General features: G+C 36.1%; 20 protein-coding genes and 7 tRNA genes. 14 read left to right on the plus strand and 13 right to left on the minus strand.

Annotation, left to right across the window (positions count from 1 at the left end; translation table 11 throughout):
• Positions 1-290: 290 nt before the first annotated feature.
• From AMQ68_RS14360 to AMQ68_RS14400, 9 genes are all read left to right on the plus strand, one after another.
• A complete protein-coding gene (locus tag AMQ68_RS14360; RefSeq protein ID WP_054511324.1) occupies positions 291-1,721 on the plus strand; it encodes a CoA-acylating methylmalonate-semialdehyde dehydrogenase in 1,431 nt (476 codons plus the stop codon).
• A 226-nt stretch (positions 1,722-1,947) separates the two neighbouring features.
• The gene (locus AMQ68_RS14365; RefSeq protein ID WP_054511325.1) at positions 1,948-3,297 is read left to right on the plus strand and encodes an aminotransferase class III-fold pyridoxal phosphate-dependent enzyme; all 1,350 of its coding nucleotides are present in this window, start codon (positions 1,948-1,950) and stop codon (positions 3,295-3,297) included.
• Positions 3,298-3,565: 268 nt separating this feature from the next.
• Positions 3,566-4,447: a cytosine permease gene (locus AMQ68_RS25830; protein ID WP_082384097.1), complete on the plus strand. Its 882-nt coding sequence runs from the start codon at positions 3,566-3,568 to the stop codon at positions 4,445-4,447.
• 16 nt (positions 4,448-4,463) lie between these two features.
• The gene (locus tag AMQ68_RS25835; RefSeq protein WP_082384099.1) at positions 4,464-5,132 is read left to right on the plus strand and encodes a cytosine permease; all 669 of its coding nucleotides are present in this window, start codon (positions 4,464-4,466) and stop codon (positions 5,130-5,132) included.
• Positions 5,133-5,162: 30 nt separating this feature from the next.
• Positions 5,163-6,545: a dihydropyrimidinase gene (hydA, locus tag AMQ68_RS14380; protein ID WP_054511326.1), complete on the plus strand. Its 1,383-nt coding sequence runs from the start codon at positions 5,163-5,165 to the stop codon at positions 6,543-6,545.
• A gap of 27 nt (positions 6,546-6,572) precedes the next feature.
• Positions 6,573-7,439, plus strand: a complete 867-nt coding sequence (locus AMQ68_RS14385) for a nitrilase-related carbon-nitrogen hydrolase (protein ID WP_185113402.1) — start codon at positions 6,573-6,575, stop codon at positions 7,437-7,439.
• 87 nt (positions 7,440-7,526) lie between these two features.
• Entirely contained in the window at positions 7,527-8,864 is a 1,338-nt protein-coding gene (locus AMQ68_RS14390; RefSeq protein ID WP_054511327.1) for an NAD(P)-dependent oxidoreductase, read from the plus strand.
• Positions 8,865-8,900: 36 nt separating this feature from the next.
• Complete coding sequence (gene preA, locus AMQ68_RS14395; protein WP_054511328.1) at positions 8,901-10,169, plus strand: NAD-dependent dihydropyrimidine dehydrogenase subunit PreA; 1,269 nt, start codon at positions 8,901-8,903, stop codon at positions 10,167-10,169.
• A 32-nt stretch (positions 10,170-10,201) separates the two neighbouring features.
• Positions 10,202-11,440, plus strand: coding sequence for a M20 family metallo-hydrolase (locus AMQ68_RS14400; protein WP_054511329.1), 1,239 nt, complete (start codon positions 10,202-10,204; stop codon positions 11,438-11,440).
• Positions 11,441-11,541: 101 nt separating this feature from the next.
• Here the strand turns inward: AMQ68_RS14400 and AMQ68_RS14405 are convergent.
• The 9 genes from AMQ68_RS14405 to AMQ68_RS14440 all read right to left on the minus strand — a co-directional run bounded on the left by AMQ68_RS14405 (position 11,542) and on the right by AMQ68_RS14440 (position 14,601).
• A tRNA-Arg gene (locus AMQ68_RS14405) sits at positions 11,542-11,615 on the minus strand.
• A gap of 32 nt (positions 11,616-11,647) precedes the next feature.
• Positions 11,648-11,722, minus strand: a tRNA-Pro gene (locus AMQ68_RS14410).
• A 43-nt stretch (positions 11,723-11,765) separates the two neighbouring features.
• Positions 11,766-11,839 (minus strand) — tRNA-Arg (locus tag AMQ68_RS14415).
• A 32-nt stretch (positions 11,840-11,871) separates the two neighbouring features.
• Positions 11,872-11,946: transfer RNA gene (locus AMQ68_RS14420), tRNA-Pro, on the minus strand.
• 400 nt (positions 11,947-12,346) lie between these two features.
• Positions 12,347-13,183 carry a serine hydrolase gene (locus AMQ68_RS25650; protein ID WP_262483904.1) on the minus strand — a complete coding sequence of 279 codons (837 nt, stop codon included), beginning with the start codon at positions 13,181-13,183 and terminating at the stop codon, positions 12,347-12,349.
• The gene (locus AMQ68_RS25655; RefSeq protein ID WP_262483905.1) at positions 13,180-13,926 is read right to left on the minus strand and encodes a serine hydrolase; all 747 of its coding nucleotides are present in this window, start codon (positions 13,924-13,926) and stop codon (positions 13,180-13,182) included. The genes AMQ68_RS25650 and AMQ68_RS25655 overlap by 4 nt, the downstream gene beginning before the upstream one ends.
• 381 nt (positions 13,927-14,307) lie before the next feature.
• Positions 14,308-14,381, minus strand: a tRNA-Arg gene (locus AMQ68_RS14430).
• Positions 14,382-14,413: 32 nt separating this feature from the next.
• Positions 14,414-14,488 (minus strand) — tRNA-Pro (locus AMQ68_RS14435).
• Between the two features lie 28 nt (positions 14,489-14,516).
• A tRNA-Ser gene (locus AMQ68_RS14440) sits at positions 14,517-14,601 on the minus strand.
• Between the two features lie 136 nt (positions 14,602-14,737).
• On the opposite strand from AMQ68_RS14440, the gene AMQ68_RS14445 reads away from it, so the two are divergent.
• The 5 genes from AMQ68_RS14445 to AMQ68_RS14465 all read left to right on the plus strand — a co-directional run bounded on the left by AMQ68_RS14445 (position 14,738) and on the right by AMQ68_RS14465 (position 20,209).
• Positions 14,738-15,766: an N-acetylmuramoyl-L-alanine amidase gene (locus AMQ68_RS14445; protein WP_054511330.1), complete on the plus strand. Its 1,029-nt coding sequence runs from the start codon at positions 14,738-14,740 to the stop codon at positions 15,764-15,766.
• 71 nt (positions 15,767-15,837) lie between these two features.
• Positions 15,838-17,238, plus strand: coding sequence for an aspartate ammonia-lyase (gene aspA / locus AMQ68_RS14450; protein WP_054511331.1), 1,401 nt, complete (start codon positions 15,838-15,840; stop codon positions 17,236-17,238).
• 8 nt (positions 17,239-17,246) lie between these two features.
• On the plus strand, positions 17,247-18,044 hold the full coding sequence (locus tag AMQ68_RS14455) for a class I SAM-dependent methyltransferase (RefSeq protein ID WP_054511332.1): 798 nt from the start codon (positions 17,247-17,249) through the stop codon (positions 18,042-18,044).
• Position 18,045: 1 nt separating this feature from the next.
• On the plus strand, positions 18,046-18,900 hold the full coding sequence (locus tag AMQ68_RS14460) for a glycosyltransferase family 2 protein (RefSeq protein WP_054511333.1): 855 nt from the start codon (positions 18,046-18,048) through the stop codon (positions 18,898-18,900).
• A gap of 238 nt (positions 18,901-19,138) precedes the next feature.
• On the plus strand, positions 19,139-20,209 hold the full coding sequence (locus AMQ68_RS14465) for a hypothetical protein (protein ID WP_054511334.1): 1,071 nt from the start codon (positions 19,139-19,141) through the stop codon (positions 20,207-20,209).
• Here the strand turns inward: AMQ68_RS14465 and AMQ68_RS14470 are convergent.
• The 4 genes from AMQ68_RS14470 to AMQ68_RS14485 form a co-directional block, all read right to left on the minus strand.
• Positions 20,202-21,680: a lipopolysaccharide biosynthesis protein gene (locus AMQ68_RS14470; RefSeq protein ID WP_054511335.1), complete on the minus strand. Its 1,479-nt coding sequence runs from the start codon at positions 21,678-21,680 to the stop codon at positions 20,202-20,204. The two genes, AMQ68_RS14465 and AMQ68_RS14470, sit on opposite strands and share 8 nt — an antisense overlap.
• A gap of 9 nt (positions 21,681-21,689) precedes the next feature.
• A complete protein-coding gene (locus AMQ68_RS14475; protein ID WP_054511336.1) occupies positions 21,690-22,484 on the minus strand; it encodes an FkbM family methyltransferase in 795 nt (264 codons plus the stop codon).
• A gap of 179 nt (positions 22,485-22,663) precedes the next feature.
• Positions 22,664-23,329, minus strand: a complete 666-nt coding sequence (locus AMQ68_RS14480; RefSeq protein WP_054511337.1) for a DUF2461 domain-containing protein — start codon at positions 23,327-23,329, stop codon at positions 22,664-22,666.
• Positions 23,330-23,361: 32 nt separating this feature from the next.
• Complete coding sequence (locus AMQ68_RS14485) at positions 23,362-24,591, minus strand: ABC transporter permease (RefSeq protein WP_054511338.1); 1,230 nt, start codon at positions 24,589-24,591, stop codon at positions 23,362-23,364.
• Positions 24,592-24,613 lie beyond the last annotated feature (22 nt).

The following is a 24,613-nucleotide window of genomic DNA, read 5'->3' on the forward strand; positions in this document are numbered from 1 at the left end:
GAAATAAGTGTAGATAGCCGTTAATGAAAATCCAACAATAGATGCGAACAACAACCAACAATACGAGGGCCTTCTACATTTAAGAAATAATTATGAACGGATAATATATACAATAATAATTTCTCATTTGGTAATGGATATTTGATTTGGTTGTTCTAATTTTTTTAGAATAATTATAAATAAAGAGATAAATTTGGATAAGACTAATATTATTGATAATTTGCTTATCGTTAAAAATTATTACAAAATTATTAAAGAATATGGTTAAATATTGAAAAGTTAATAATTATATTAACGGAAGTCCTGTGGCTACGGTTACTGACAGATGGTTGAATGTAGAATCTCCACTCACAGGAGAAATAATTGCGGAAGTCGCAGTTTCCTCAAAAGAAGATTTGGATAAAGCAGTCGCTGCAGCAAAATCAGCTTTCGAAGTTTGGTCAAAAACCCCGATAAAAGAGAGGGTTCAGATTTTCTTTCGATATAAAACTTTACTTGAGGAAAATATGCAACAACTTGCCGAACTGGTTCAGGAAGAAAACGGGAAAACTTTTGATGAAGCCAAAGCTGAAGTCGAAAAAAGTATAGAGCTTACTGAATTTGCAACCTCGCTTTCGCAGCTTATACAAGGAGAAATTATGGAAGTAAGCCGTGGTGTGGAATGCAGAACTGAAAAAGTTGCCTTGGGAGTTGTTGCTTCCATTGTCCCGTTTAATTTTCCGTCAATGGTTCCGAATTGGACAATTCCCAATGCAATTACTTTAGGAAATTGTATGATCCTTAAAACTTCGGAACTCGTTCCTCTCAGTGCTATGAAGATTGCTGAGCTTCTAAAAAAAGCAGGACTTCCTGATGGAGTTCTCAATATTATTCACGGTGAAAAAGAAATTGTAGAAGCCATTTGCGATCACCCCGATATCGAAGCGGTTTCTTTCGTAGGTTCTACAAAAGTGGCAAAAATTGTTTATCAGAGAGCTACCGCCAACCTCAAAAGATGTTTGGCTTTAGGTGGAGCAAAAAACCACTTGTTGGTTTTACCTGATGCAAACCCTGAAATGACGGCATCGAATGTTACAGCTTCCATGTCCGGGTGTGCAGGTCAGCGCTGTATGGCTGCTTCCACAATGGTTGCAGTAGGACAAACTGATCATATCATCGAAAAAATGGTAGAAGAAGCCAAAAAAGTGATCCCTGGGAAAAATCTGGGCTCAGTAATTTCCAAGGCTGCTAAAGAAAGAATTGAAGGATACATTGATCAGGCTGAAAAAGATGGAGCAAGAATCCTTCTGGATGGAAGAAATTGTAAAGTAGAAGGAAAAGAAAACGGATATTACGTTGGTCTTACCATTATTGATTTTGTAACACAGGAAATGTCTGTTGCAAAAGAAGAAATCTTCGGTCCGGTAGTTTCCATTATAAGAAGTAGAACGTTACATGATGCGATCAAAATTGAAAATGCAAACCCTTACGGAAATGCAGCTTCTGTATTCACACAAAGCGGAGGTTTGGCAAGATATGTCATGGAGCACGCTTCCGCAGGAATGATTGGAGTAAATATAGGAGTTCCTGTTCCAAGAGAACCTTTTTCTTTTGGTGGCTGGAATGAATCAAGATTCGGAGTAGGAGATATTACCGGTAAAAGTTCTATTGAATTTTGGACTAAATTGAAAAAAATGACTACCAAATGGAGCCCGGAGGCAGGAATTAACTGGATGAGTTAAAATTTTAAAATATATGACCGAAGTGAATAAGTTGGAATTTGAAAAATCATTACAATTAAAAAAATGAATTTGAAAATTGTTTGAAAAGAAGCTGTTTTTTTAACCCCATACTTTAGCCCTTATTTCCGAGTATATTTCAAACAAAAAATAGAGAGAGTCTTAAATATTGACCATAAATTCACTATAAAAATCTTTTATAAATAATAACATAAATTTTTAAATAAAGATGTCAGAAACATTAGGAAATAAAATCAACAGGCAGGAAGTAATAGATAATGCCCTCAATCATACAATTATGTCGTGGTCTAAACAGAAAGGGATTGAACCATTTGCGATAGAACGCGCAGAAGGAGTTTATTTATATGATTTTAACGGGCAGAAAATTATCGATTTTTCTTCCGGTCTGATGAATTCCAATATCGGCTACGGTAATCAGCGTGTTACAGATGCGGTGGTAAAGCAAATGCAGCAGGTTGCCTTCATTTCTCCCGCTTGTGTTTCTAAGGTTCGTGGAGATTTGGGAAAAAAATTAGCAGAGATATGTCCTGGAGATTTAAATCGTGCTTTCTTCACACTTTGCGGTGCAAGTGCTATTGAAAATGCTGTTAAATTAGCAAGGCTTTATACAGGACGTCACAAAATTTTCACGAGATATCAATCCTATCACAGTGCAACGATCGGAGCTATTTCTGCAGGAGGAGATCCTAGAAAATTTCCGGTAGATTCTCAGCAGGCGCCAAATTTTATTCATTTTGACCTTCCGGTTGCCTATCGTTATGAATACGGTGAAGAAAATCTTTTGAAAGATTCTATTGCTGCTTTGGAAAGGCAGATCGAATATGAAGGTCCTAATAATATTGCAGCCATCCTTTTAGAAGGCGAATCAGGAACTTCCGGTTGTTTACAATACCCAAAAGGTTATCTCAAAGAAGTACGAAAAATTTGTGACAAATATGGGATTTTATTGATTATGGATGAAGTAATGTCTGGTTTCGGAAGGACGGGAAAATGGTTTGGTTTTCAGAATCATGATATTATTCCCGATATGATCTGCATGGCAAAAGGTCTTACCTGTGGATATCTTCCTTTGGGATGTGTGATGGTTTCCGAAAAAATTGCGCAAAAATACGATGATACTGTTTTACCATTAGGTTTAACGTATTCAGCTCACTCAGTTTGCTGTTCCGCTGCTTTGGAAGTTTTGAAAATTTATGAAGAAGATCATCTGATTGAACGTGCTTCAGAAATGGGAAAATATATAGAAGAAAAAATCGAAGAAATGAAAGCTATCCATCCTTCGATCGGAGAATTCCGGAATACAGGATTATTAGGTTGCCTTGAATTGGTGAAAAATAGAAAAACCAAGGAACCGATGGCTCCTTTCAATGCGAAACCTGAAGAAATGGTAGTCATGAATCAGGTGGCAGCAAAAATAAAAGAACTTGGAATGTACACATTTGTAAGATGGGGATACATTTTCATTGCACCGCCACTCACGATTACAAAAGAAGAAGTGCAAGAAGGTTTAGCGATCATTTCCGAAGCATTGAAGATTGCAGATCAAGCAGTTATTTAATCTGAGAATAGATTTTGAAACCATTGACTGGTCAGAAGCGCCTAAAAGTAGAATGTCCGGAGAAATAGACAAGGCTTATTGGTAAACCAGACAATATGATGGTATAAGAGTGAGGATTCTTGGATATTCTAAAAAGTATTAGCCTATCAATGATCTTAGAAAGGACATATTGTACTTTTTACACGGAGAGCTTACAAGTGAAGAAAAGAATGGAATAAAACGAATGATCATAGATGATAATTTTTTAAAACAAGTTAAAAAATAAAATATGGATGAAAAGTTAAATCTGGAAACCTCCTCCCTTTATAATGAAGATCTTGCTCCAGTTCCTCAACAGAAAAGAACATGGGGAACTTGGAATTTTGCTTCATTGTGGATCAGTATGTCAATGTGTATTCCGACATATATGCTTGCAAGTTCTTTAATAGAAGGAGGAATGAACTGGTGGCAATCTGTTCTTACCATTTTTTTGGGAAACCTGATTGTGCTGATTCCAATGATTCTGAATGGGCATGCAGGAACAAAATACGGGATTCCGTTTCCGGTTTTGGCAAGAGCAAGTTTTGGAACATCAGGAGCGAATATTCCTGCTTTATTACGGGCTATTGTAGCCTGTGGCTGGTTTGGGATTCAAGCTTGGATTGGCGGTGTTTCTCTTTATCAGATATTGAGAGTCTGGATTCCTTCACTTCCGGAACCGTTAATTACAGGATTTTTCCCACCATTTCCAGAAATGCTTTGCTTTGTAATTTTTCTGCTTCTTAATATGGTTGTAGTATATTTTGGGGTAGAAAGTATCAGGAAGCTTTTGGTTTTCAAAGCCATATTTTTACCGGCTGCTGCGTTTGCATTATTGTTTTGGGCTATTTATTCTACAAAAGGATTAGGTGAAATTCTTAATCAACCCTCAAAATTCCAATCATCTCCAGAATTCTGGAAATTCTTTTTTCCGGCTCTTACAGGAATGGTAGGATTTTGGGCTACATTATCGCTCAATATTCCGGATTTTACGAGATATGCTAAATCGCAAAATGAACAGATAAAAGGGCAAATGATTGGCTTACCACCATCAATGGCTGTTTTCTCCTTTATTGGGGTTGTAGTAACATCGGCGACTACCATTATTACGGATATGCTAAATCGCAAATGAACAGATAAAAGGGCAAATGATTGGCTTACCACCATCAATGGCTGTTTTCTCCTTTATTGGGGTTGTAGTAACATCGGCGACTACCATTATTTACGGAACTACCATTTGGGATCCGGTAATTCTTGCTGGAAAATTTGAAAATAAGATTATTGTTACATTGGCAATGCTTGCCATTGCAATTTCTACATTAGCAACTAACATTGCCGCTAACATTGTAAGCCCTGCAAACGATTTTGCCAATCTTAATCCGAAAAAAATAAGCTTCAGGACAGGAGGTTATATAACAGGAATTATAGGGTTTTTAATCTGCCCTTGGAAACTGATTGCCGATCCGTCCGGTTATATTTTCACTTGGCTGGTCGGATATTCAGGTCTGCTGGGACCGATCGGTGGAATCATGATTTGTGATTATTTCTTGATCAGAAAAAAAGAACTGATTTTGGAAGATTTATATAACGAAAATAAAAGTTATTCCTATAAAAATGGTTTTAATGCTAAAGCAATTGTTTCATTAATTCTTGGGATTCTGCCAAACATCCCTGGTTTTCTAGTAACAATAAAAGTGATTCCCAAAACTTCCGTTCCGGAATGGCTTACCAATCTTTATCATTATGGTTGGTTTGTAGGATTTTTTATCAGTGCTATTGTGTATTACATCATAATGAAAAACAGAAAACCAAGTTAATTTATAATTCAACATTCACAATTATCAGATATGAGCATTTTAATTAAAAACGGAAATATCGTTACAGCTTCGGAAAATTTTGTAGGAGATATTTTTATCGAAAACGAAACCATTTCTGCGATCGGAAGAAATTTAAATTTTCAGGCAGATGAAATCATTGATGCTTCCGGAAAACTGATTTTCCCTGGCGGAATAGACCCTCATGTCCATCTGGAGATGCCTTTTATGGGAACATTTTCCAGCGATACTTACGAAACGGGAACCCGTGCTGCGCTTTTCGGCGGAACAACGGTGGTGATTGATTTTATTCTACAGGTTCAGGGAAAATCTCTCCGTTCTGCTTTAGAAGAATGGAAAGGAAGAAGCAATGGAAATGCAGTTGGAGATTACAGTTTTCACATGGCTGTTACTGATTTTAATGAAAATACAAAACCTGAGATCCGTGAAATGATTGAAGAGGAGGGAATTACCTCTTTCAAAACTTTTATGGCTTACAAAGGAGCATTGATGATCGATGACCATCAAATGGTGGGATTGATGGAAGAAGTGAAAAAACATGGCGGGATGATCAATGTTCATGCAACCAATGGGGATATGATCAATTATCTCGTTCAGAAAAACAGAAGCAAGGGAAACAGGGCTCCAATTTACCATTACCTTTCACAGCCGGAAGTAACGGAAGCAGAAGCAAGCGAACGATTTGTAGATATGACCAATTTTACAGGTTGCCCCGGTTATATCGTTCATCTCACTTGTGAAGGTGCTTTGAAAGCCGTTAGAAATGCAACCAAAAGAAACCAGCATGTTTTTGTTGAAACCTGTATTCAGTATCTTATTTTGGATGCTTCACTTTACGAAAAGGATTTTGAAGGCGCAAAATGGGTTATGTCACCGCCTTTGCGTGAAAAGAAAGATCAGGAAACACTGTGGGCCGGAATTAACCAAGGATTGGTAAATGTGGTGGCAACAGACCATTGTCCGTTTATGTGGGAGCAAAAATTAATGGGAAAAGACGATTTTTCTAAAATCCCGAATGGGCATCCTGCTGTTGAAAATCGGATGGAGCTTCTTTATTCCGAAGGGGTGGATAAAGGAAGGATTACATTGAATAGATTTGTGGAAGTCGCCTGTACAAATCCTGCGAAAATTTTCGGAATGTTTCCTAAGAAAGGAACTATTTCAGTGGGTTCTGATGCAGATTTGGTGATTTTTGATCCTAATAAAAAGCATACACTTTCTACAAAAACACACCACATGAATGTAGATTATAGCGGCTATGAAGGTTGGGAAGTCACAGGAAAAGTAATGACCGTCCTTCTTCGTGGAAAAGTGGTGATTAATAACAATGAATGTCTTGTAGAAAAAGGCTATGGACAATTCATAAAACGAAATAAGGTTACAGATAAAATCTAAATCAATTAATAATTTAAAATTGAATACATGTCTCGAATCATAAAATCTGGATTGATACAAATGTCTCTCGCCAAAACAGAAGGAGAGGGGAATATTGATGAAATCAAACAGGCAATGCTGGAAAAACATCTTCCTTATATTGATGAAGCTGGAAAACAAGGTGTACAGATCCTTTGTTTTCAGGAAATATTCAATACGCCGTATTTCTGCCCTGGTCAGGATTCCAAATGGTATGAATCTGCGGAAACAGTTCCTGGTCCGACTACGGATCTTATGTCGGAATATGCTAAAAAATATCAAATGGTAATCATCGTCCCTATTTATGAGAAAGATGGAGCAGGGATTTTATATAATACCGCTGCTGTAATAGATGCAGACGGAAAATATCTAGGAAAATACCGTAAAAATCATATTCCACAGACAGGGGGATTTTGGGAAAAATACTTTTTTAAGCCTGGAAATATGGGGTATCCGGTTTTTCAGACCCGATATGCAAAAGTAGGTATTTATATCTGTTACGACAGGCATTTTCCGGAAGGAGCCAGAGCTTTGGGAGTTAATGGGGCTGAAATCGTATATAATCCATCTGCGACTACAGTCGGACAATCTCAATATTTATGGAAACTGGAACAGCCGGCTCATGCCGTGGCGAATGGATATTTTATGGGATGTATTAATCGGGTGGGGATAGAAAAGCCATGGAATCTTGGAGAGTTTTATGGAACTTCCTATTTCGTTAATCCTCTTGGAGAAATTTTCGCCTGTGCTTCCGAAGATAAAGACGAACTTTTAATTGCAGAATTTGATTTGGATATGATAGATCAGGTACGTTCTAAATGGCAATTTTATCGGGACAGAAGGCCGGAAACCTATGAAGATTTAACAAAACTTTAATAATGTATGTTGAATATTAAAATTTCACAGCATTTAATGCAAACATAAATTTAAAATTCAACATTCAAAATATAAAATAGAATAAATATGATCGTCAATAACCGTCTTACCTTTGAACAATATCAGGAAAATTTTGCAGATATTCATCCGCCTTTCGAAAATCGTGAAGGAGCAGTGATAGAAGCAAACCGTTGCATTATGTGCTACGATGCCCCTTGTATAAAGATGTGCCCTACTCATATCAACATTCCGAAATTCATCAAGCAGATTGCTACAGAGAATCTGAAAGGTTCGGCGAAAACTATTTTTACAGATAATATTATGGGAGCAAGTTGTTCTAAAGTTTGCCCTGTAGAAATACTTTGTGAAGGATCATGTGTTTATAATCTGCTTCATGAAGAGCCCATCCAGATTGCACGCTTACAAAGATATTCTACAGAAAAAGCAATGGAAAACAATTGGCAGCTTTTCGAAAAAAAGACCTCTGTCGGAAAAAAAGTTGCGGTGGTAGGAGCAGGCCCAGCCGGGCTTTCCTGTGCTTTTAATCTTGCAAAAGAAGGTGTAGAGGTTACCATTTTTGAGAAAGAAACAAAAGGAGGTGGATTGATGACTTACGGAATTGCAGCTTATAAAGTGACCCCTGAGTTTTGTGAAGAAGAGGTGAAATATATTACTTCAATTGGCGGAATTGATATCAAATACAACCAGGAGCTCGGGAAAGATTTCCAGTTGAAGGATCTGCAGACAAATTATGATGCAGTATTCCTCGGAATCGGAGTAGGTATTGCAAGGCAGTTGGATATTAATGGGGAAAATTCGGGAGGAGTTGAAGATGCAATTTCTTATATCCACCATCTTAGAACCAATGATTTTTCAAATATTCCTGTTGGTGAGAGAGTAGCGGTTATCGGTCTTGGAATGACGGCAATAGATGCGGCAACTCAGACGAAAAGACTTGGAGCAAAACAAGTAACCATAGTTTACAGAAGAACTGAAAATGAAAAACCATGCACGGACGTTGAATTGAATATCGCCAAATTAGACGGATGTAATCTGGAATATCTTGCTGCTCCGAAAGAGATTATTTCTGAAAACGGCAATGTAAAAACTTTGATCTGTAGACGTATGAAATTAGGTGAAGCTGATGCTTCGGGAAGAAGAAGTCCGGTTGATACAGGAGAAACCTTTGAAATAGATTGTGATATGATCATAAAAGCGGCAGGACAAACCCCATTTGAAGATTTAATTTCGAATTTCGAATTACAAAATTCATCTGGAAAAGTTTCTGTAAATTCTGATTATGAAACCAATTGGAAAGGAGTGTTTGCAGGAGGCGATTGTATCAATGGTGGAAAAGAAGTGGTAAATGCAGCACAAGACGGAAAACTCGCAGCTCGTTCTATTTTAGAATATATCCTAAATTGAAAAATAATTCAAAATCTATAAATTAAAATTCAAAAAATGGCAGATATATCTTGTAATTTTTTAGGCATAAAATCTCCAAATCCTTTTTGGCTGGCTTCTGCTCCGCCAACGGATAAAAAAATAAATGTAATGCGTGCTTTCGAGGCAGGCTGGGGTGGTGTTGTTTGGAAAACCCTCGGTTCGCAGGTAAAGAATGTTTCTTCCCGGTATTCTGCGATCAATTTCAATGGGCAGCGTATCGCAGGTTTCAATAATATAGAATTGATTTCCGACCGTCCTTTAGAAATTAATCTTCGGGAAATTGAAGAAGTGATAAAAGAATTTCCGGATAGGGCAATGATTATTTCTCTTATGGCAGATAATACCAGAGAAGCATGGCACGACATGGTAAAACGTTGTGAACAAACCGGAGCTCATGGTTTTGAACTTAATTTCGGCTGTCCGCATGGAATGACGGAAAGAGGAATGGGAGCTGCAGTGGGACAAGACCCGGAAATTGCAGGTATGATCGTGGAGTGGGTGATGGAAGTTGCCACTTTGCCGGTCATTACAAAACTTACCCCAAATGTTCACTCTGTCGTTCCTACAGGAAAAGCAGCGGTAAATGCTGGATCAAACGCATTATCATTAATTAATACCATTCAGTCTGTCACGGGAATTGATCTGGATAGTTTTGTCCCGAATCCGAATGTTGGTGGGAAATCTGTTTTTGGAGGGTATTGCGGACCTGCTGTTAAACCAATTGCCTTGAAAATGCTTACGAACATTGCAAAAGATCCAATCACTTCCAGAGTTCCGATTTCTGGAAGTGGCGGAGTTTCGACTTGGCAGGACGCTGTGGAATTTATGTTGCTGGGTTCAACTTCCGTTCAGGTTTGCACGGCTGCGATGAAATATGGTTTCCGGATAATTGAAGATTTAAATGAAGGTCTTAACAACTGGATGGATGAAAAAGGTTTTGAAAAAATTACTGATTTTATCGGAAAATCTGTTCCTGCCATTACAGAATGGGAAGAGCTTGATCTTAACTTTCACATTGTTGCCAACATTGATCAAGATAAATGCATTCATTGTGGATTGTGCCACATCGTCTGTGAAGATACTTCACACCAGGCAATTTTCAAAGCAGATGGAATGCCGTATAATACTTATACGATTAATGAGCCGGAATGTGTAGGCTGTAACCTATGCAAATTAGTTTGCCCGGTAGACAATTGTATTTCAATGGTAGAAAAACGGGTTGCTCCGGATTATCTCAACTGGACCAAATTTCAGGAGCTCGGACTTCCGTTAAACGATCATTAATTTTAAAATCTATTAATCTCTTAATTAAATAAATGAATATCAATTCTGCACGCCTGGAAAATTTCTTTACCGAAATGAGTACAATTGGTAAGATCGGTGAAACCGGAACCAACAGACCCGCTCATTCTTCTGAAGAAAAGAAAGCATTTGAACTGGCTTCCTCGTGGATGAAACAGGCAGGAATGACAACAAAAATTGACAATTTCGGTAATCTTATCGGTAAATTAGAGGGTAAAAACCCTGATTTACCTGTTCTGGTGGTGGGCTCACATCTGGATTCTCAACCTTACGGAGGAAGATATGACGGAGTTGCGGGTGTTTTATGTGCTATTGAGGCAGCTATTACAATGCACGAAAATGGAATACAACCGGAACGCTCTTTGGAGATTATTTCCTTTGCAGATGAAGAAGGCTGGCGTTTCAATAAAGGATTATTTGGTTCTCGCGGAATTTTGGGACGATTGGAAGAAAAAGAATTGCAGCGTGCCGATGCCAACGGAATTACAAGAGAACAGGCTCTGAAGGAATTTGGCTGTGATGTTACAAAATTTAAAGAATCCGAGTATAAGAATGGCAGTATTTACTGTTATCTGGAACTGCATATAGAACAAGGTCCGGTCTTGGACGTCGGAAATAAACCCATAGCTGTGGTATCTGGGATTTCAGGACCGATTTGGCTTACTGTGAAACTGAAAGGTATGGCGGGACACGCTGGTTCTGTTCCGATGCCGATGCGTAAAGATGCTTTAGTAGGTGCTTCAGAAATTATTGTTGCCCTAAACAAAATTGCAAATCAGGTTCCGGGAAATCCGACCGTTGGAACATGCGGAACAATTAAAGTTTTTCCGGCTTCCCGAAACATCATTCCGGAAGAAGTGGAATTTACTCTTGATTTAAGGGATATCGATCTAGAAAGAAGAAACCGTTATGAAAAGCAATTGATGAATGCAATAGATGAAGTAGCTCAAAAGCATGGCCTTTCGTATGAGATTTCTGAAGACTGGAAAAGTGAACCGCGATATTGTGCAGATTGGATTAAAAACATTATAAGAAACAATTGTGAAAGAATCGGGTTGAATGATGTCCCTGAATTGATGAGCGGACCATTTCACGATGCAATGGCCATTTCTTATGCCTGCGACTACGGGATGATATTTGTACGGTGTAAAGACGGGATTTCGCACAACCCTCTGGAGTTTTCTTCTCCCGAAGATCTGGCTTTAGGCGCAGAAGTTTTATATGGAACAATACTGGATATTCTGGATAAATAATGATAATTTCTTATTTGGTTATCTTGTAAAGAATATAACAATAACACATGAATTAAATATAAACAAAAAACCTCACAACTTACGTTATGAGGTTTTTTAAGTGAGCGCGTCAGGATTCGAACCTGAGACCGTCTGCTTAGAAGGCAGATGCTCTATCCAGCTGAGCTACGCACCCATTAAATAATTTTGAGAAAACTATTAAAACAGTCGGGGCGGCAGGATTCGAACCTGCGACCTCCTGGTCCCAAACCAGGCGCGATGACCGGACTACGCTACGCCCCGATTAGGTCATCTAAAAAAAACAATGTGTATTACTTTGTTTTTGTGAGCGCGTCAGGATTCGAACCTGAGACCGTCTGCTTAGAAGGCAGATGCTCTATCCAGCTGAGCTACGCACCCATTAAATAATTTTGAGAAAACTATTAAAACAGTCGGGGCGGCAGGATTCGAACCTGCGACCTCCTGGTCCCAAACCAGGCGCGATGACCGGACTACGCTACGCCCCGATTAAGTCATCTAAAACAATGCATATTGCCTTGTTTTTTTGTGGGTGCAAAGATAGGATACTTTTTTAAATAAAAAAACAAAAAGCTAAATAGTTTTTAATGGTTTTTTTTAATTAAATAAATGGTAAGGTTACTCGTTTAGTAACCATTGAGTTAACATAATTTGTAGTGTGGGAAAATAATGATGATTTTTTACACTTTTATTTTTCCTTTGATGATATAGGAGGATGTTGGGAAAGAATTTAGAAAAAAAGAGATTGTAAAATTTCAGTGTAAATAAAATGAAAAAAGCATGACTTTATTGTTTTTTGATGCTAAAATGTAAGTGAGGAGAGGGATGAAAAACAGAAAAAACTCACAATTTTTATTGTGAGTTTTTTCTGTGAGGATGAAAAGATGATTATTGAACTGTGGAGTTTTTTACTTTTTGTAAATCTAAATCCTGAAAATCGAAGCTGAAATCAATATCCGGAGAGATGCCTTTCATTTTTATACGTTGCGCCTTGCCCTCTTCATCTAAACTAAAGATAGCAAAGGCATCACAATTCATATCCTTGTACTCCCATTTAATGGCAAAAGTATTTGCTTTGTAAAAGCTCATAGGTCCATTGAGCTTGGGTGAACGATATGATTTAAACCATAATTGATTTCCTTTTAAGAAAACTTCAACTTTTCCAAACCACTTATCTTCATACAGCCCGATCAAATCTTCATTTTTTAAGGTGGTATTTTTTGCTTTGCTTACAGTTTCCCAAACTTTTTGAGTGACTTCATCTCCAGATTTTTTTTGTGATTGAAAATGAGAGGCATACTTATCTACCCATCCAAAATCATTCAGTCCTAAATAACTGTCAATAATGGTTTGGCTTACCGATGAGAAAACACCAGCACCTCCATTTTCTGTATTGGTTAAAATAACGATACCTAAATTTAAATCTGGGATCATAGTCACAATTGAAAGCATTCCTGGTAGTCCACCAGTATGCGAAACACTTAGATTTCCTTTGATATCAGATAAGTTCCAACCTAGGCCATATCCATTGAAATGTTGGTTATATCTGGGGTTAGGATCTGTTTTATCCACCGTATGAATGGTCCATATTTCACTTTGCCTTTCTTCAGTGAAAAGTTGTTTTTCTAAATTAGATCCATATTTACCTTTGTTTAATTGAGTAAGCATCCATTTAGACATATCATTAACGTTGGATACAATTCCTCCTGCGGCACCATTTATCATGGCTCCATATAATGATATTTTTTTATACTGCCTGATTCTGAGGAGTGGGGAAGAGCCATTGCACTCATGTCTTTTACTTGGTTGATGGAACTGAATGAGTTTTGCATTTGCAAAGGTTCCATGATGCGTTTTTGTATGAAAGCTTCCCAAGTCATTCCGCTTACTCTTGCGGTTACTTCACCTGCTACTAAATACAATTGATTATCATAATCAAATTGTGTTCGGAAACCTGAAGCAGGCGTGAAATGTTGGAATGAAGTTACCACATCTTTTATGGTGAAGTCTGTACCGTCTGGAAACATCATTAAATCTCCCACTCCTAAGCCTAGTCCGCTTCGGTGGCATAGGAGATCTTTAATAGTGAAATTTTCTGTCACATAGTCGTTGTACATTTTAAATTCAGGAATGTATTTTTTGACTTTATCAGTCCAGGAAAGTTTTCCTTCGTCTACTAAAATCGATAAAGCGGCAGTTGTGAAAGCTTTACTATTAGAGGCAATTTCAAAATTAGTATGATTATCAACGGGCAGTTTTGTATCTATTGATTTGATACCGTAACCTTTTTCATGAATTATTTTTCCATCCTTTACAATGGCTACAGCAACGCCGGCAACATTGAATTTTCCCATGGCGTTAGTAACAAGTGCATCTACTTCTTTGGAGGTTATTTGTCCCAACACATGATTGCTTGCTAGTAATGTTAGGATTGGAATGATGAATAGACGCAGTTTTATTTTTGTCATAATTAATTATTTGTTGTCATTGTTTTAGTTTTTATCTAAATCTTTACTGGCTTGAAGCTAGAGGGATTTAGGTGGGGTAAATTTAAAGATTAAAAATAAATCTAACCGATGTATCAAGTTTTTATTACTTATTTCTTGGGATTGTTAGCTTAAAGGTTTGGTAATCTGTTTAGATGAGGTAAGGAATGCGGGATTCATTTAAATGTAATGAAAACTGTGGAAGAAAATTAAAAAGTAAGAAGCGGATAGGATAGAGAATAAAGATTCTTTTTTGTGTATCGCTATATATCTATTTAAAGATTGTGAGTAAAGAATATAACAATAACACATGAACTAATATAAACAAAAAACCTCACAACTTACGTTATGAGGTTTTTTATGTGAGCGCGTCAGGATTCGAACCTGAGACCGTCTGCTTAGAAGGCAGATGCTCTATCCAGCTGAGCTACGCACCCATTGAATAATTTTGAGAAAATTATTAAAACAGTCGGGGCGGCAGGATTCGAACCTGCGACCTCCTGGTCCCAAACCAGGCGCGATGACCGGACTACGCTACGCCCCGAATATAATAGATTGAAAAGAAAAAAGTGCGGAGGGTAAGGGATTCGAACCCTTGCGACACTTTCGCGTCGACAGTTTAGCAAACTGCTCCATTAACCACTCTGGCAACCCTCCTTTTTTCTTTAAATTTTAATGACCGTTGTTCCGTTATTGCGAGTGCAAATATAGAATAGATTTCTTTATTAACCAAATATTTTTCAAGAAAAATTTACGTATTTTTGAGGTAATAAATGATTAAAAAAATAGACTAATGCGTAAGACATTATATATCATCGGATTAAGCGCTTTCGTTTTTTCGTGTACTCCACAACAAAACGTAAAAAAAAGTTCTTATAAACCAAAAGCCCCAGTATCACAGCCAAAAACTGCGGTAAAAACACAAACTCAAGAAAAACCTAAGCCACAAATTACAAATGATCGCGGTGTAGAATTTTTTACTACTAATATTGCAGATGCGACTAAAAATGATAATACGGCGAGTTATGGTTCTATTGTTTCTGCAAAACCTGCAGGATATCAAGTAGTGAAAACGTATTTTCCGGCTATTGCTCAAAATTTCAGACAAAAATATCTGATATTACATTATACAGCATTGCCAGACGATAAATCAATAACAGTGCTTACTCAGCAGGCGGTTAGTGCGCATTACCTGGTGAATAATACAGGAGATAGAGAGATTTATCAATTAGTAGATGAAAATAAGCGTTCTTATCATGCAGGAGTAAGCTCTTGGAGAAATGATAAAAATCTTAATGATACTTCTATCGGAATTGAAATTGTTAATGCTGGATATACATCAGATGCTACAGGTAAAAAAATATTTGCTCCTTTCAGTGATGATCAAATTAAAAAAGTAGCTGCTTTGGCTAAGGATATTATTGTAAGATATCAAATTCCTGCCACTAATGTATTGGCACATTCGGATATTGCACCAACCAGAAAACAGGATCCGGGACCATCTTTTCCTTGGAAAAAGCTGTATGATGAGTATCAAATCGGAATGTGGTATGATGAAGCAACCAAAAAAAGTTTTTATGATACCGCAGTATCAACAGACTTTACAGCAAAGTACAATGAGCCTTCATTTGTTTTCAATGTACAAACACAATTGCAGAAGTTTGGATATTCACTAGACTTGAGTGGTAAATGGGATGATGCTACGAAAAAAACAATTGAAGCCATTCAGTATCATTTCCGTCCACAAAATTATGATGGAATTATGGATCCGGAAACATGGTCGATATTACAAGCTTTAAGTCAGAAATACCCTGTAAAATAAAATGTAAAGCGCGTCAGTTATGATGCGTTTTTGCTCTATTTAAAACTATATTAAAAAATAAAAAATCTGTAATGGAAAATTTCAGAAAAGAAAGCGATCTATTGGGAGAACTAAATGTACCGATGGATGCTTATTATGGAGTTCAGACTCAAAGAGCGATTGATAACTTCAAAATATCAGGACAGTTGCTTTCTTCGTATTCGGACTTTATCAGAGGGTTAGCTTTTGTGAAAAAAGCGGCTGCCAAAAGCAATTATGAATTAGGTTTGCTTGATGAAGAACTGTATTTCAAAATTGCAGAAACGTGTGATGAACTAATTGCTGGGCAACTTCATGAGCAATTTCCTGTAGATATGATTCAGGGTGGCGCAGGAACTTCGATCAATATGAATGCAAACGAAGTAATTGCCAATAGAGTGTTGGAAAAATTAGGTAAAAATAAAGGAGAATATGAATTTTGTTCACCCAACGATCATATTAATCTTTCACAATCAACCAACGATGCTTATCCTACCGCAATAAAAATGGGATTATTACAGATGAATGTTGGTTTGGTAGATAGACTGCAAAGTATAGTGGAAGCTTTCCGTGCGAAAGGAGAAGAGTTTCAGGATGTCATCAAGATGGGAAGAACCCAGCTTCAGGATGCGGTTCCAATGACGTTGGGACAGGAGTTTGAAGCATTTGCAGCCAATTTAGAAGAAGATATTTCTAAATTGAATAGCAACGCAGATCTTTTTGTTGAAGTAAACATGGGAGCTACAGCAATCGGGACAGGAATTAATGCTCCGATTGGGTATGCAACACTTTGTGCTAAAAACTTATCTCAGATTACAGGTTTCCCTATCGTTTCAGCACCAAATTTAGTAGAAGCAACGCCTGATACAGGTGCTTATGTGATTTATTCTTCCGCTATGAAACGTCTTGCTGTGAAATTATCAAAGATTTGTAATGATCTAAGATTGTTATCTTCAGGACCAAGAGCTGGATTGTTTGAAATCAATCTACCACCGATGCAGCCAGGATCATCTATTATGCCGGGAAAAGTAAATCCTGTTATCCCGGAAGTGGTGAATCAGGTATGTTATAAAGTAATTGGAAATGATTTAACGGTGACTTTTGCAGCAGAAGCGGGTCAGTTACAATTAAATGTAATGGAGCCGGTTCTTTCCCATGCAATTATGGAAAACATCAATTTCCTTTGCAATGCTTTAGATACGCTTCGTGATAAATGTGTTGTTGGGATTACAGCAAATAAAGAAGTGTGCTTAAACATGGTTAAACATAGCATCGGAATTGTTACTGCTCTTAATCCTTACATCGGTTATAAACAATCTACACAGATTGCAAAAGAATCGTTAGAAACAGGAAATAGTGTATATAATTTAGTGTTGGAAAAAGGGCTACTTTCTCAGGAAAAGCTTGATGAGATCCTTGATCCTAAGAACATGCTGAAACCTCATAATAAATAATATTTTCAGTGAGTAAAATTAACAAAACTGTCAAGGCATTACAAAATATAGCACAGGATCCAAGTCTGCTTAACTTGGTGCTTAACGATAGAAATGTAAAGAAAAAAGAATTTCTTAAAAAATATCCTCATTTGGAAACCCTTCCTCAGGTCAATCTTCTTGATTTGAGTGAAGGTTTTTTTGATGAAACCATTGATTTATGCTTTTTGGATGGAGGTTCAATTCCTACAGATTTAGCTTTGTTAAAAACATTGGCAAAAGGAAAGAAAAGTTATTTTGAAATTGGAACATGGAGAGGAGAAAGTGTTTGGAACGTTGCTAAAGTGATTAACGATTGCACAACTTTTAACCTTTCAGAAAAAGACTTGTTGGAGCTCGGTGTAGATAAAAAGTACGCTGATCTTCATGGGATTATTTCCAAGAAAAATCCTGAGATTCTTCATTTAGAAGGAAATTCAAAAACATTTGATTTTGGAGGATTGAATAAAAAATACGACCTTATTTTTATCGATGGTGATCATTGCTATGAGATGGTGAAAAATGATACTGAAAAAGTTTTTCAACATCTTGTACACGATAATACGGTAGTGGTGTGGCATGATTACGCCTTTAATCCAGAGAAAATAAGATACGAAGTTTTTCAAGGGATATTAGATGGCTTGCCTACAGATTCTCATCAAAATTTATATCATGTGGCTAATTCGATGTGTGCGGTTTTCATTAAAGGTGATTTTAAAACAAAAACTTTTGAAAGCTTACAAGAGCCTGAGTTTTTATTTGAAGTAAATTTGAAAATTAAAAAATAAGGTGAAATTTCTCATTATTATCCCTGCCCATAACGAAGAAGATAATCTGCCATTTACTCTAAACTCTTTACAGCAGCAAAGTTGTAAAGAGTTTAAGGTAGTGGTGGTGAATGATGGTTCTACGGACCAAACCTCTGAAATTATTAAGAAATATACAGATCTGAATACGCGTTTTCAAACGATAAATCTTCAGAAATCGGCGCATCAGCCGGGCTCAAAAGTGGTTAATGCTTTTAAAAATGGATTAAAAACTCAGAATTTAGATGAGTTTGATATCATTTGTAAATTTGATGCTGATATTATTTTACCCGAAAATTATCTAGAAAAAATACAAGAATCTTTTCAAAATAACCCTAAATATGGCTTGATTGGAGGGCTTTTATATATCGAAAAAAATGGAGAGTGGGTGTATGAAGGAAATTCAAATAAACATCATGTGAGAGGACCGATGAAAGCGTATCGAAAGGAATGTTTTATGGAGATCGGAGGCTTAAGAGAAACATTAGGTTGGGATAATATTGATTCTATTTTGTTGCAAAATTTGGGCTGGAAAGAAGTGGTTTTACCCGAATTACAAGTGAAATTAATTAAAGTAAAAGGTGCAGACTACACCGTAAAAGAATCTGATTATTACGGAAGATATTTTTATTTTCTTGGGCTAAAAAGATGTTTGGCTTACATCGCCTCTTCCAAAGAAGCCATGAAGAGTAAATCGATTCCTTTTTTCTTTCAAATTGTGAAGTCGTACGAAAACTGCAGATCAAAAAAACTGGAACTGAAAATCACAAAAGATGAGCAAAAAGCGATTAACGATAAACGTTGGGAAGCTTTGAAAAAAAAATGGTTAAAGATTTAGTTCAATAATTAAGCATGCAGTTTTTCATTGACTTCGTTGAATCTTCAATTTCCGTAGGAATCTAAACTCCAATTATAAAAGGTGTTGTAGAGATGCTTCCAGCATGACAAAGAAAATGTATATGAAATTGCTGTTAAATGTTTTTACGAATTTTTCATATTAAAAATATCAATAGGAACGGGCTTTAGCCCGTTTAAAATAGTAAGTAAAAATCAATGGGCTTCCGCCCAAACCTACAGTGAAAAAAATAGCCTACATAGAAATAGACACTCACGCAGAAATTGCTCAGGATTTTATTGAAATCATGCAAGATTCCCATGAATTTGAAGTGGATTATTATTTTTCTCAAAAAATTAAAAGTCAGATAAAAGAATCGAAGGAGAATGTATTTTTGTCAGACAGTTCAATGATTATAGATCAGCTGAAAATTAAAAAATATGACCTGATTATTATCGGAACTGTTCATCGCTATTTCAATACATTTCAAGCTATTACTGAGAGATTTAATACGGCAATTGTTGTTCATAATATTAATTTTACCACAATTTCAAAATCTGATTTAATAAAAAATGTCTTTAAAAAAGATGTAATTTACCGATTGAAATTATGGTGGAAAGAAGGGCTTTTTTATGCTCCTAAAGTATATAAAAAAGCGAAAAATCTATTGGTTTTAGATCAGGAATTAGCTTCTGAACAGTATACATTTCTTCCTCTGTTTTATACTAAAAATGGGCATCATTCAGAAAATAATATATTGAAAGTTGTTATTCCCGGAGGTGTTTCTCAAATGAGAAGAGATTATAAAAGGGTGTTTTCGGACATAAGAAAATGGGAAAATGAACTGAAAAAAGGTTCGAATCTTGGAAGCAAATTAATTGAATTTATATTTTTAGGAAAAGCTGACGGAAAAGAATTACAAGAAATAATGGACTTAGAAAAGTCTTTAGAATATATCAACATCACCTACTTTTCAGAAAGAATTTCTCAACTTGATTTTGAAAAATGGATGAATGAAGGAGATGTTTTATGGTGCCCGATTCAGCAGGAAACTGAATTTTTCAGCCAAAAAGAAATCTACGGAACAACAAAAATGACGGGTAATCTTGGTGATGCGATTAAGTATGGAAAACTGGCTGTTTTCCCTAAGAATTATCGCTCCAAATTAGATTGTATTATTCCTGAGAACGATCCTGTAATCGAACAGTTTAAGGCGTTAAAAAACAGTGGTTTTAATTTTCAAAAAGAGTATAATAAGAAATCAGTTCAGGAAAAACTAGAAAAGGTTTTACATCAATTAATGACTACTTAATTTTTAAAATACTTTTAATAAATTTTACATTCAAATAATTTTCTACAGGAAATATTTTCGTGAAATAGTTTCCGATATAAATTAATATCAAAACAACAGATGGCTTATAGATTAAGTTGATTAAATTATTATCAAAAGTAGGCAATACAATAGCCACAGTTATTGCTAACGTACAGATAATTGATACAAAGATCATCTCGATGGTTAAAGGAGAAACCTTGAAAACAACATAATTGAATATGATTTTAATAACGTTGTAAGTTGTTAATGAAATCGCTGTAGATAAGGCAATTCCTATCAACTTAAGGTCTGTGTTTTTGATGAAATAAAAGTTTAAACTAATCGTTAACCCTGCCAATAAAAGCATTACCAAAATATTGAAGCGGTAATATTTAGACAATGAAATAATATTCCCGTTGAATCCTGTTGCGAGGTCTACTAAAACTGCTGAACCCCAGATCCAAACTACCGGTTCATATTCTCTTAGCATTGTTCCGTTTTTAGGCATGAATTGCGTTAGAAAAGGAAATCCTACCATGATGCATGAGAATAAAACGGCCCCTAAAAAATATAAAGATAAAGACGTCTTTTTGTGAAATCTGTCCAGTTCTTCCATATCTCCGTCTGCCAATGTTTTGTTGATGATGGGTGCAGAAATATTAAATAATCCCAATTGCGGAATAGAAATCAAAGAAATCAAGGCGTATAAAACCGAGTAAATTCCCACTTCTTCCATTCCTAAATATTCACCAATCATAAAGCTGTTGATGGCTAGATAATTACCGAATGTTCCTAGAAATCCGAAAAAACTGTAGTTGAAAAACTCTTTCCAGAAACCATTTTTCTTAAAATAGTCCGTACTGAAATCAAGTTGTATTTTTTCTAATTTATTGGTGTAATAAATATATCCGAAAAGCATTAAAGTAAAGATCCCAAAAAAGAAAGCAAAAGCTATTTTCTGAGACAGCGCAAAATAGAAAAACAAGCAAAAGGCTCCTAGATTAGCTATTTTCGGGAAGATGTTATCAAATATATTGGATACAACAATTCTTTTATAATTCGAGGTATACTTATTAAAAATGGCGCAAAACGAGAGAATTAAGATCAGCGGAAGAATCATTTCTTTATTCTTCCAGGCTTCCGAAAATCTGAATTTTGGATAAAAATAAGGGATGATAAAAAATATTATACTGAATGCGAGGAAATTAATAAAAACAGTAAGCAATGATAGCGAAAGCATATTCTGTTTCTTGCCGTCTTTTTCTACGGTGTGAAAAAATTTCACATTCGAATAAGAAATTCCAAGAACAACAAAAGGAACCAGCATTTCAGCGGCAGGAAGGATGTAGCGCAATTTTCCGTAAAATTCAAAATCATAAGGGAAAATGAAAATTGCAGAAATTGTACCTAACAAAAAACCAATATAACCGATAATGGAATATTTGAAGCCTTGCCTTGCTACTACGCTCATAATGATATTTTAAAGGTTCTTGGGTATGAAAATAATGTTGTTGATGTACTCTGTTTTATTTTTTTCGTCGTTGGTATTTTGTATCAAAATTTCTTCTGTGAGTTTCTCAAGCTCAAAGGTATGTCTGTTCAGATATTTTGCTTCATATCCCCAAGTTTCCACTTCGGCAATGTCTTTCCAAATAGGGCTGTCATGGTGTCTTTGTTCCATTTCAACCATTAATGTTGGCAAAAACTGCTGAATAATAGTTTTTGCTCCATTCAGTGTTTTCATCTCGTTACCTTCAACATCTATCTTGATGAAATCGAGTCTGTTAAAATGTTCTATTGCCGCCCAATCGTCTAGTTTAATGACTTTTACTTTTTCAGTATAGCTTTTTTTCTCGCCTTTTTCCTTGTAGGAAGTATTAAGCGTTCCTCTTGACGCAATCATTTTACCATTGATAATAGGAACTTTAAACTCTGCAGTCGTATTCTCGTCTGAAAGAGCCAAAGGAAGAACCCTCATGGTAGGAAATAATCTTTTTAAACGGGTATATAATTTCTTATTGGGTTCAAAAGCGTAGATCTGATCGTGGTTGAGCTTGTTTTCCAGCTGATAAAGAAACGTTCCAACGTTGGCACCAATGTCTAAAATTACTGCTGATTTGGGTAAATATTCTTTGATCCAGACCAATTCTGGTTCTACATTACGTGCTGAAAAATTATCTTTATTAAGATGGTTTAAGGTCTTAAAATATCTTTTTTTATAAAAATTCGGACTAATATACTGTAGTTTCTCTGCAATTTTTTGGTATAAAGACATCGGTAGTTTTTTGACGAACCGCAAAGGTACATAAAAATGTGAAACTGATGTTAATTTTGTTTAATTGTAATTAATTGACTGTTAGTTATAAACGTAAGAGTGTTTTTTAAATAAGAGATTAGCTGTAAAAGTGTAATTATAGCAGTTTAATTTTTTACAGCATAAAAAATGGGCGGGATTTATTGAAACGGTGTATTCAGAAAATCATTAAAAGGTTTCATGACTTTAAAAATTTCAGTCATGTTTTTTACCGCACTTTTATCCAATACTTCTTCATCTTTTAAATTATAAACTACAATAAAGCTTTTTAGTTTTAGCAATTCGCCCATTGGATCTTCTTTTTCAAAACCTTGGGGAACTTTTTTCAATTTGTCGGCTTGATCTAATTCAGGAAAATATTTTTTGAAATCTTTATTGTTGATAATTTTTAGGAAATCGTCTCCATATAATGAAATCTCTTTTCTTACATCTTTTAAAACAGAAGATTCAGGCATATAAATTCCGCCTGCTAAAAATGATTTTCCGGGTTCTGTATGAAGGTAATATCCACCTTTCTGGCTGCCTTTTCCCATTCCTAGAGAAGCTCCGAAATTGGTTTTATAGGGGATTTTGTCTTTTGAAAATCTCGTATCTCTATAAATTCTGAATAGTGCTTTTTTAGCATCAAGTTTGGCTAGGTCTTGATCAAATTCTCCCATTTCGTTGATAAGATCTTCAAGAAAAGCAATCATATTTCCCTGAGATTCTGTATACAGATTTTTATTTTCATTGAACCATTCACGATTGTTGTTTTTGGTCAGTTTTTTTAAGAAATCAAAGGTTTTTGTAGAAATGGTAGCCGACATGTTTTTTTATTTTACCTCAAATTTAGCTAAAACTATTCATATCGCAATGCTTCGATCGGGTCCAATTTTGAAGCTTTTAAGGCTGGATAATACCCAAAAAAGACGCCTGTAATGGCACAGACAATAAAAGAAATAATAATCGAAGATTCTGTAATAAACGTTGGCCATGAAAGAAAAATAGTCACCAATTCTGAAACTAAAACCCCTAAAATGACTCCTAAAACGCCACCCGTTATACTGATAAGAATAGCTTCTATAAGAAACTGATACAGAATGTCTTTTCCTCGTGCGCCAATAGACATTCTTAGGCCTATTTCTTTGGTTCTTTCTGTAACGGAAACATACATAATATTCATAATTCCTATTCCTCCCACAATAAGAGAAATTCCTGCTATTGCGGATAAAAGAACAGTTAGAAGCTGGCTTGTAGAGCTCATGGTAGAGATCAGTTCTGCTTGGGTTCTTACAGAAAAATCATCGTTGTTTCCGTCCAACGGAAGCTTATGTTGCTTTCTCAAAATTTCTGAGACTTCATCGGTTGCTTGTTGTGATGTATTTTCATTGGTGGATGAAGCGTAAATGGTTTGCACATAAGTTATGCCTAAGAATCGTCTCTGTACTGTGTTAAAAGGAGCAATAATCACATCGTCCTGATCCTGACCAAAAGCATTGGAGCCTTTTGCTGCTAATACACCAATTACTTTCATCGGAACTTTATTGAATCTAATAATGGTTCCGATAGGATTTCCACCGCTTGGATATAAATTAGTGACCACGGTTTGCCCAAGAAGACAGACTTTATTAGAAGAAGTCACATCTTTTTGGGTAAAAAGAGTACCATTTGAAACATTCCAGTCTCTTATGCTAAAGTAATCTACGTTCACTCCCTGAAGTTGTGTTGGCCAGTTATTAGCCCCGTTGATAGACTGTCCGTTCGTCTGAACGGCAGGTGAAACATAGGAAATATCAGGAGCTCCGTTGGCAATAGCATCTGCATCTTGTGCTTTTAGCGTTTGGAGTCCGGCAGCTCCAATTCTGGCACCTCCTGAAACGTTCACGTTACTCGTTGGACGAATGGTGATCATATTAGAGCCCATTGACGAAAGCTGGTCGCTGATACTTTTTTTAGAACCTTCCCCAATGGCTGTCATAGCAATAACGGAGGCTACACCAATGATGATCCCAAGCATGGTAAGAAATGCACGAAGCTTATTTCTTAAAAGTGCTTTCCAGGCAATTCTGAAGAGGTTAGAAAGATTCATTTTGTATCGTTTTTTTAGGCTA

The organism is Chryseobacterium sp. ERMR1:04 (assembly GCF_001297705.1).
GTDB lineage: Bacteria > Bacteroidota > Bacteroidia > Flavobacteriales > Weeksellaceae > Chryseobacterium.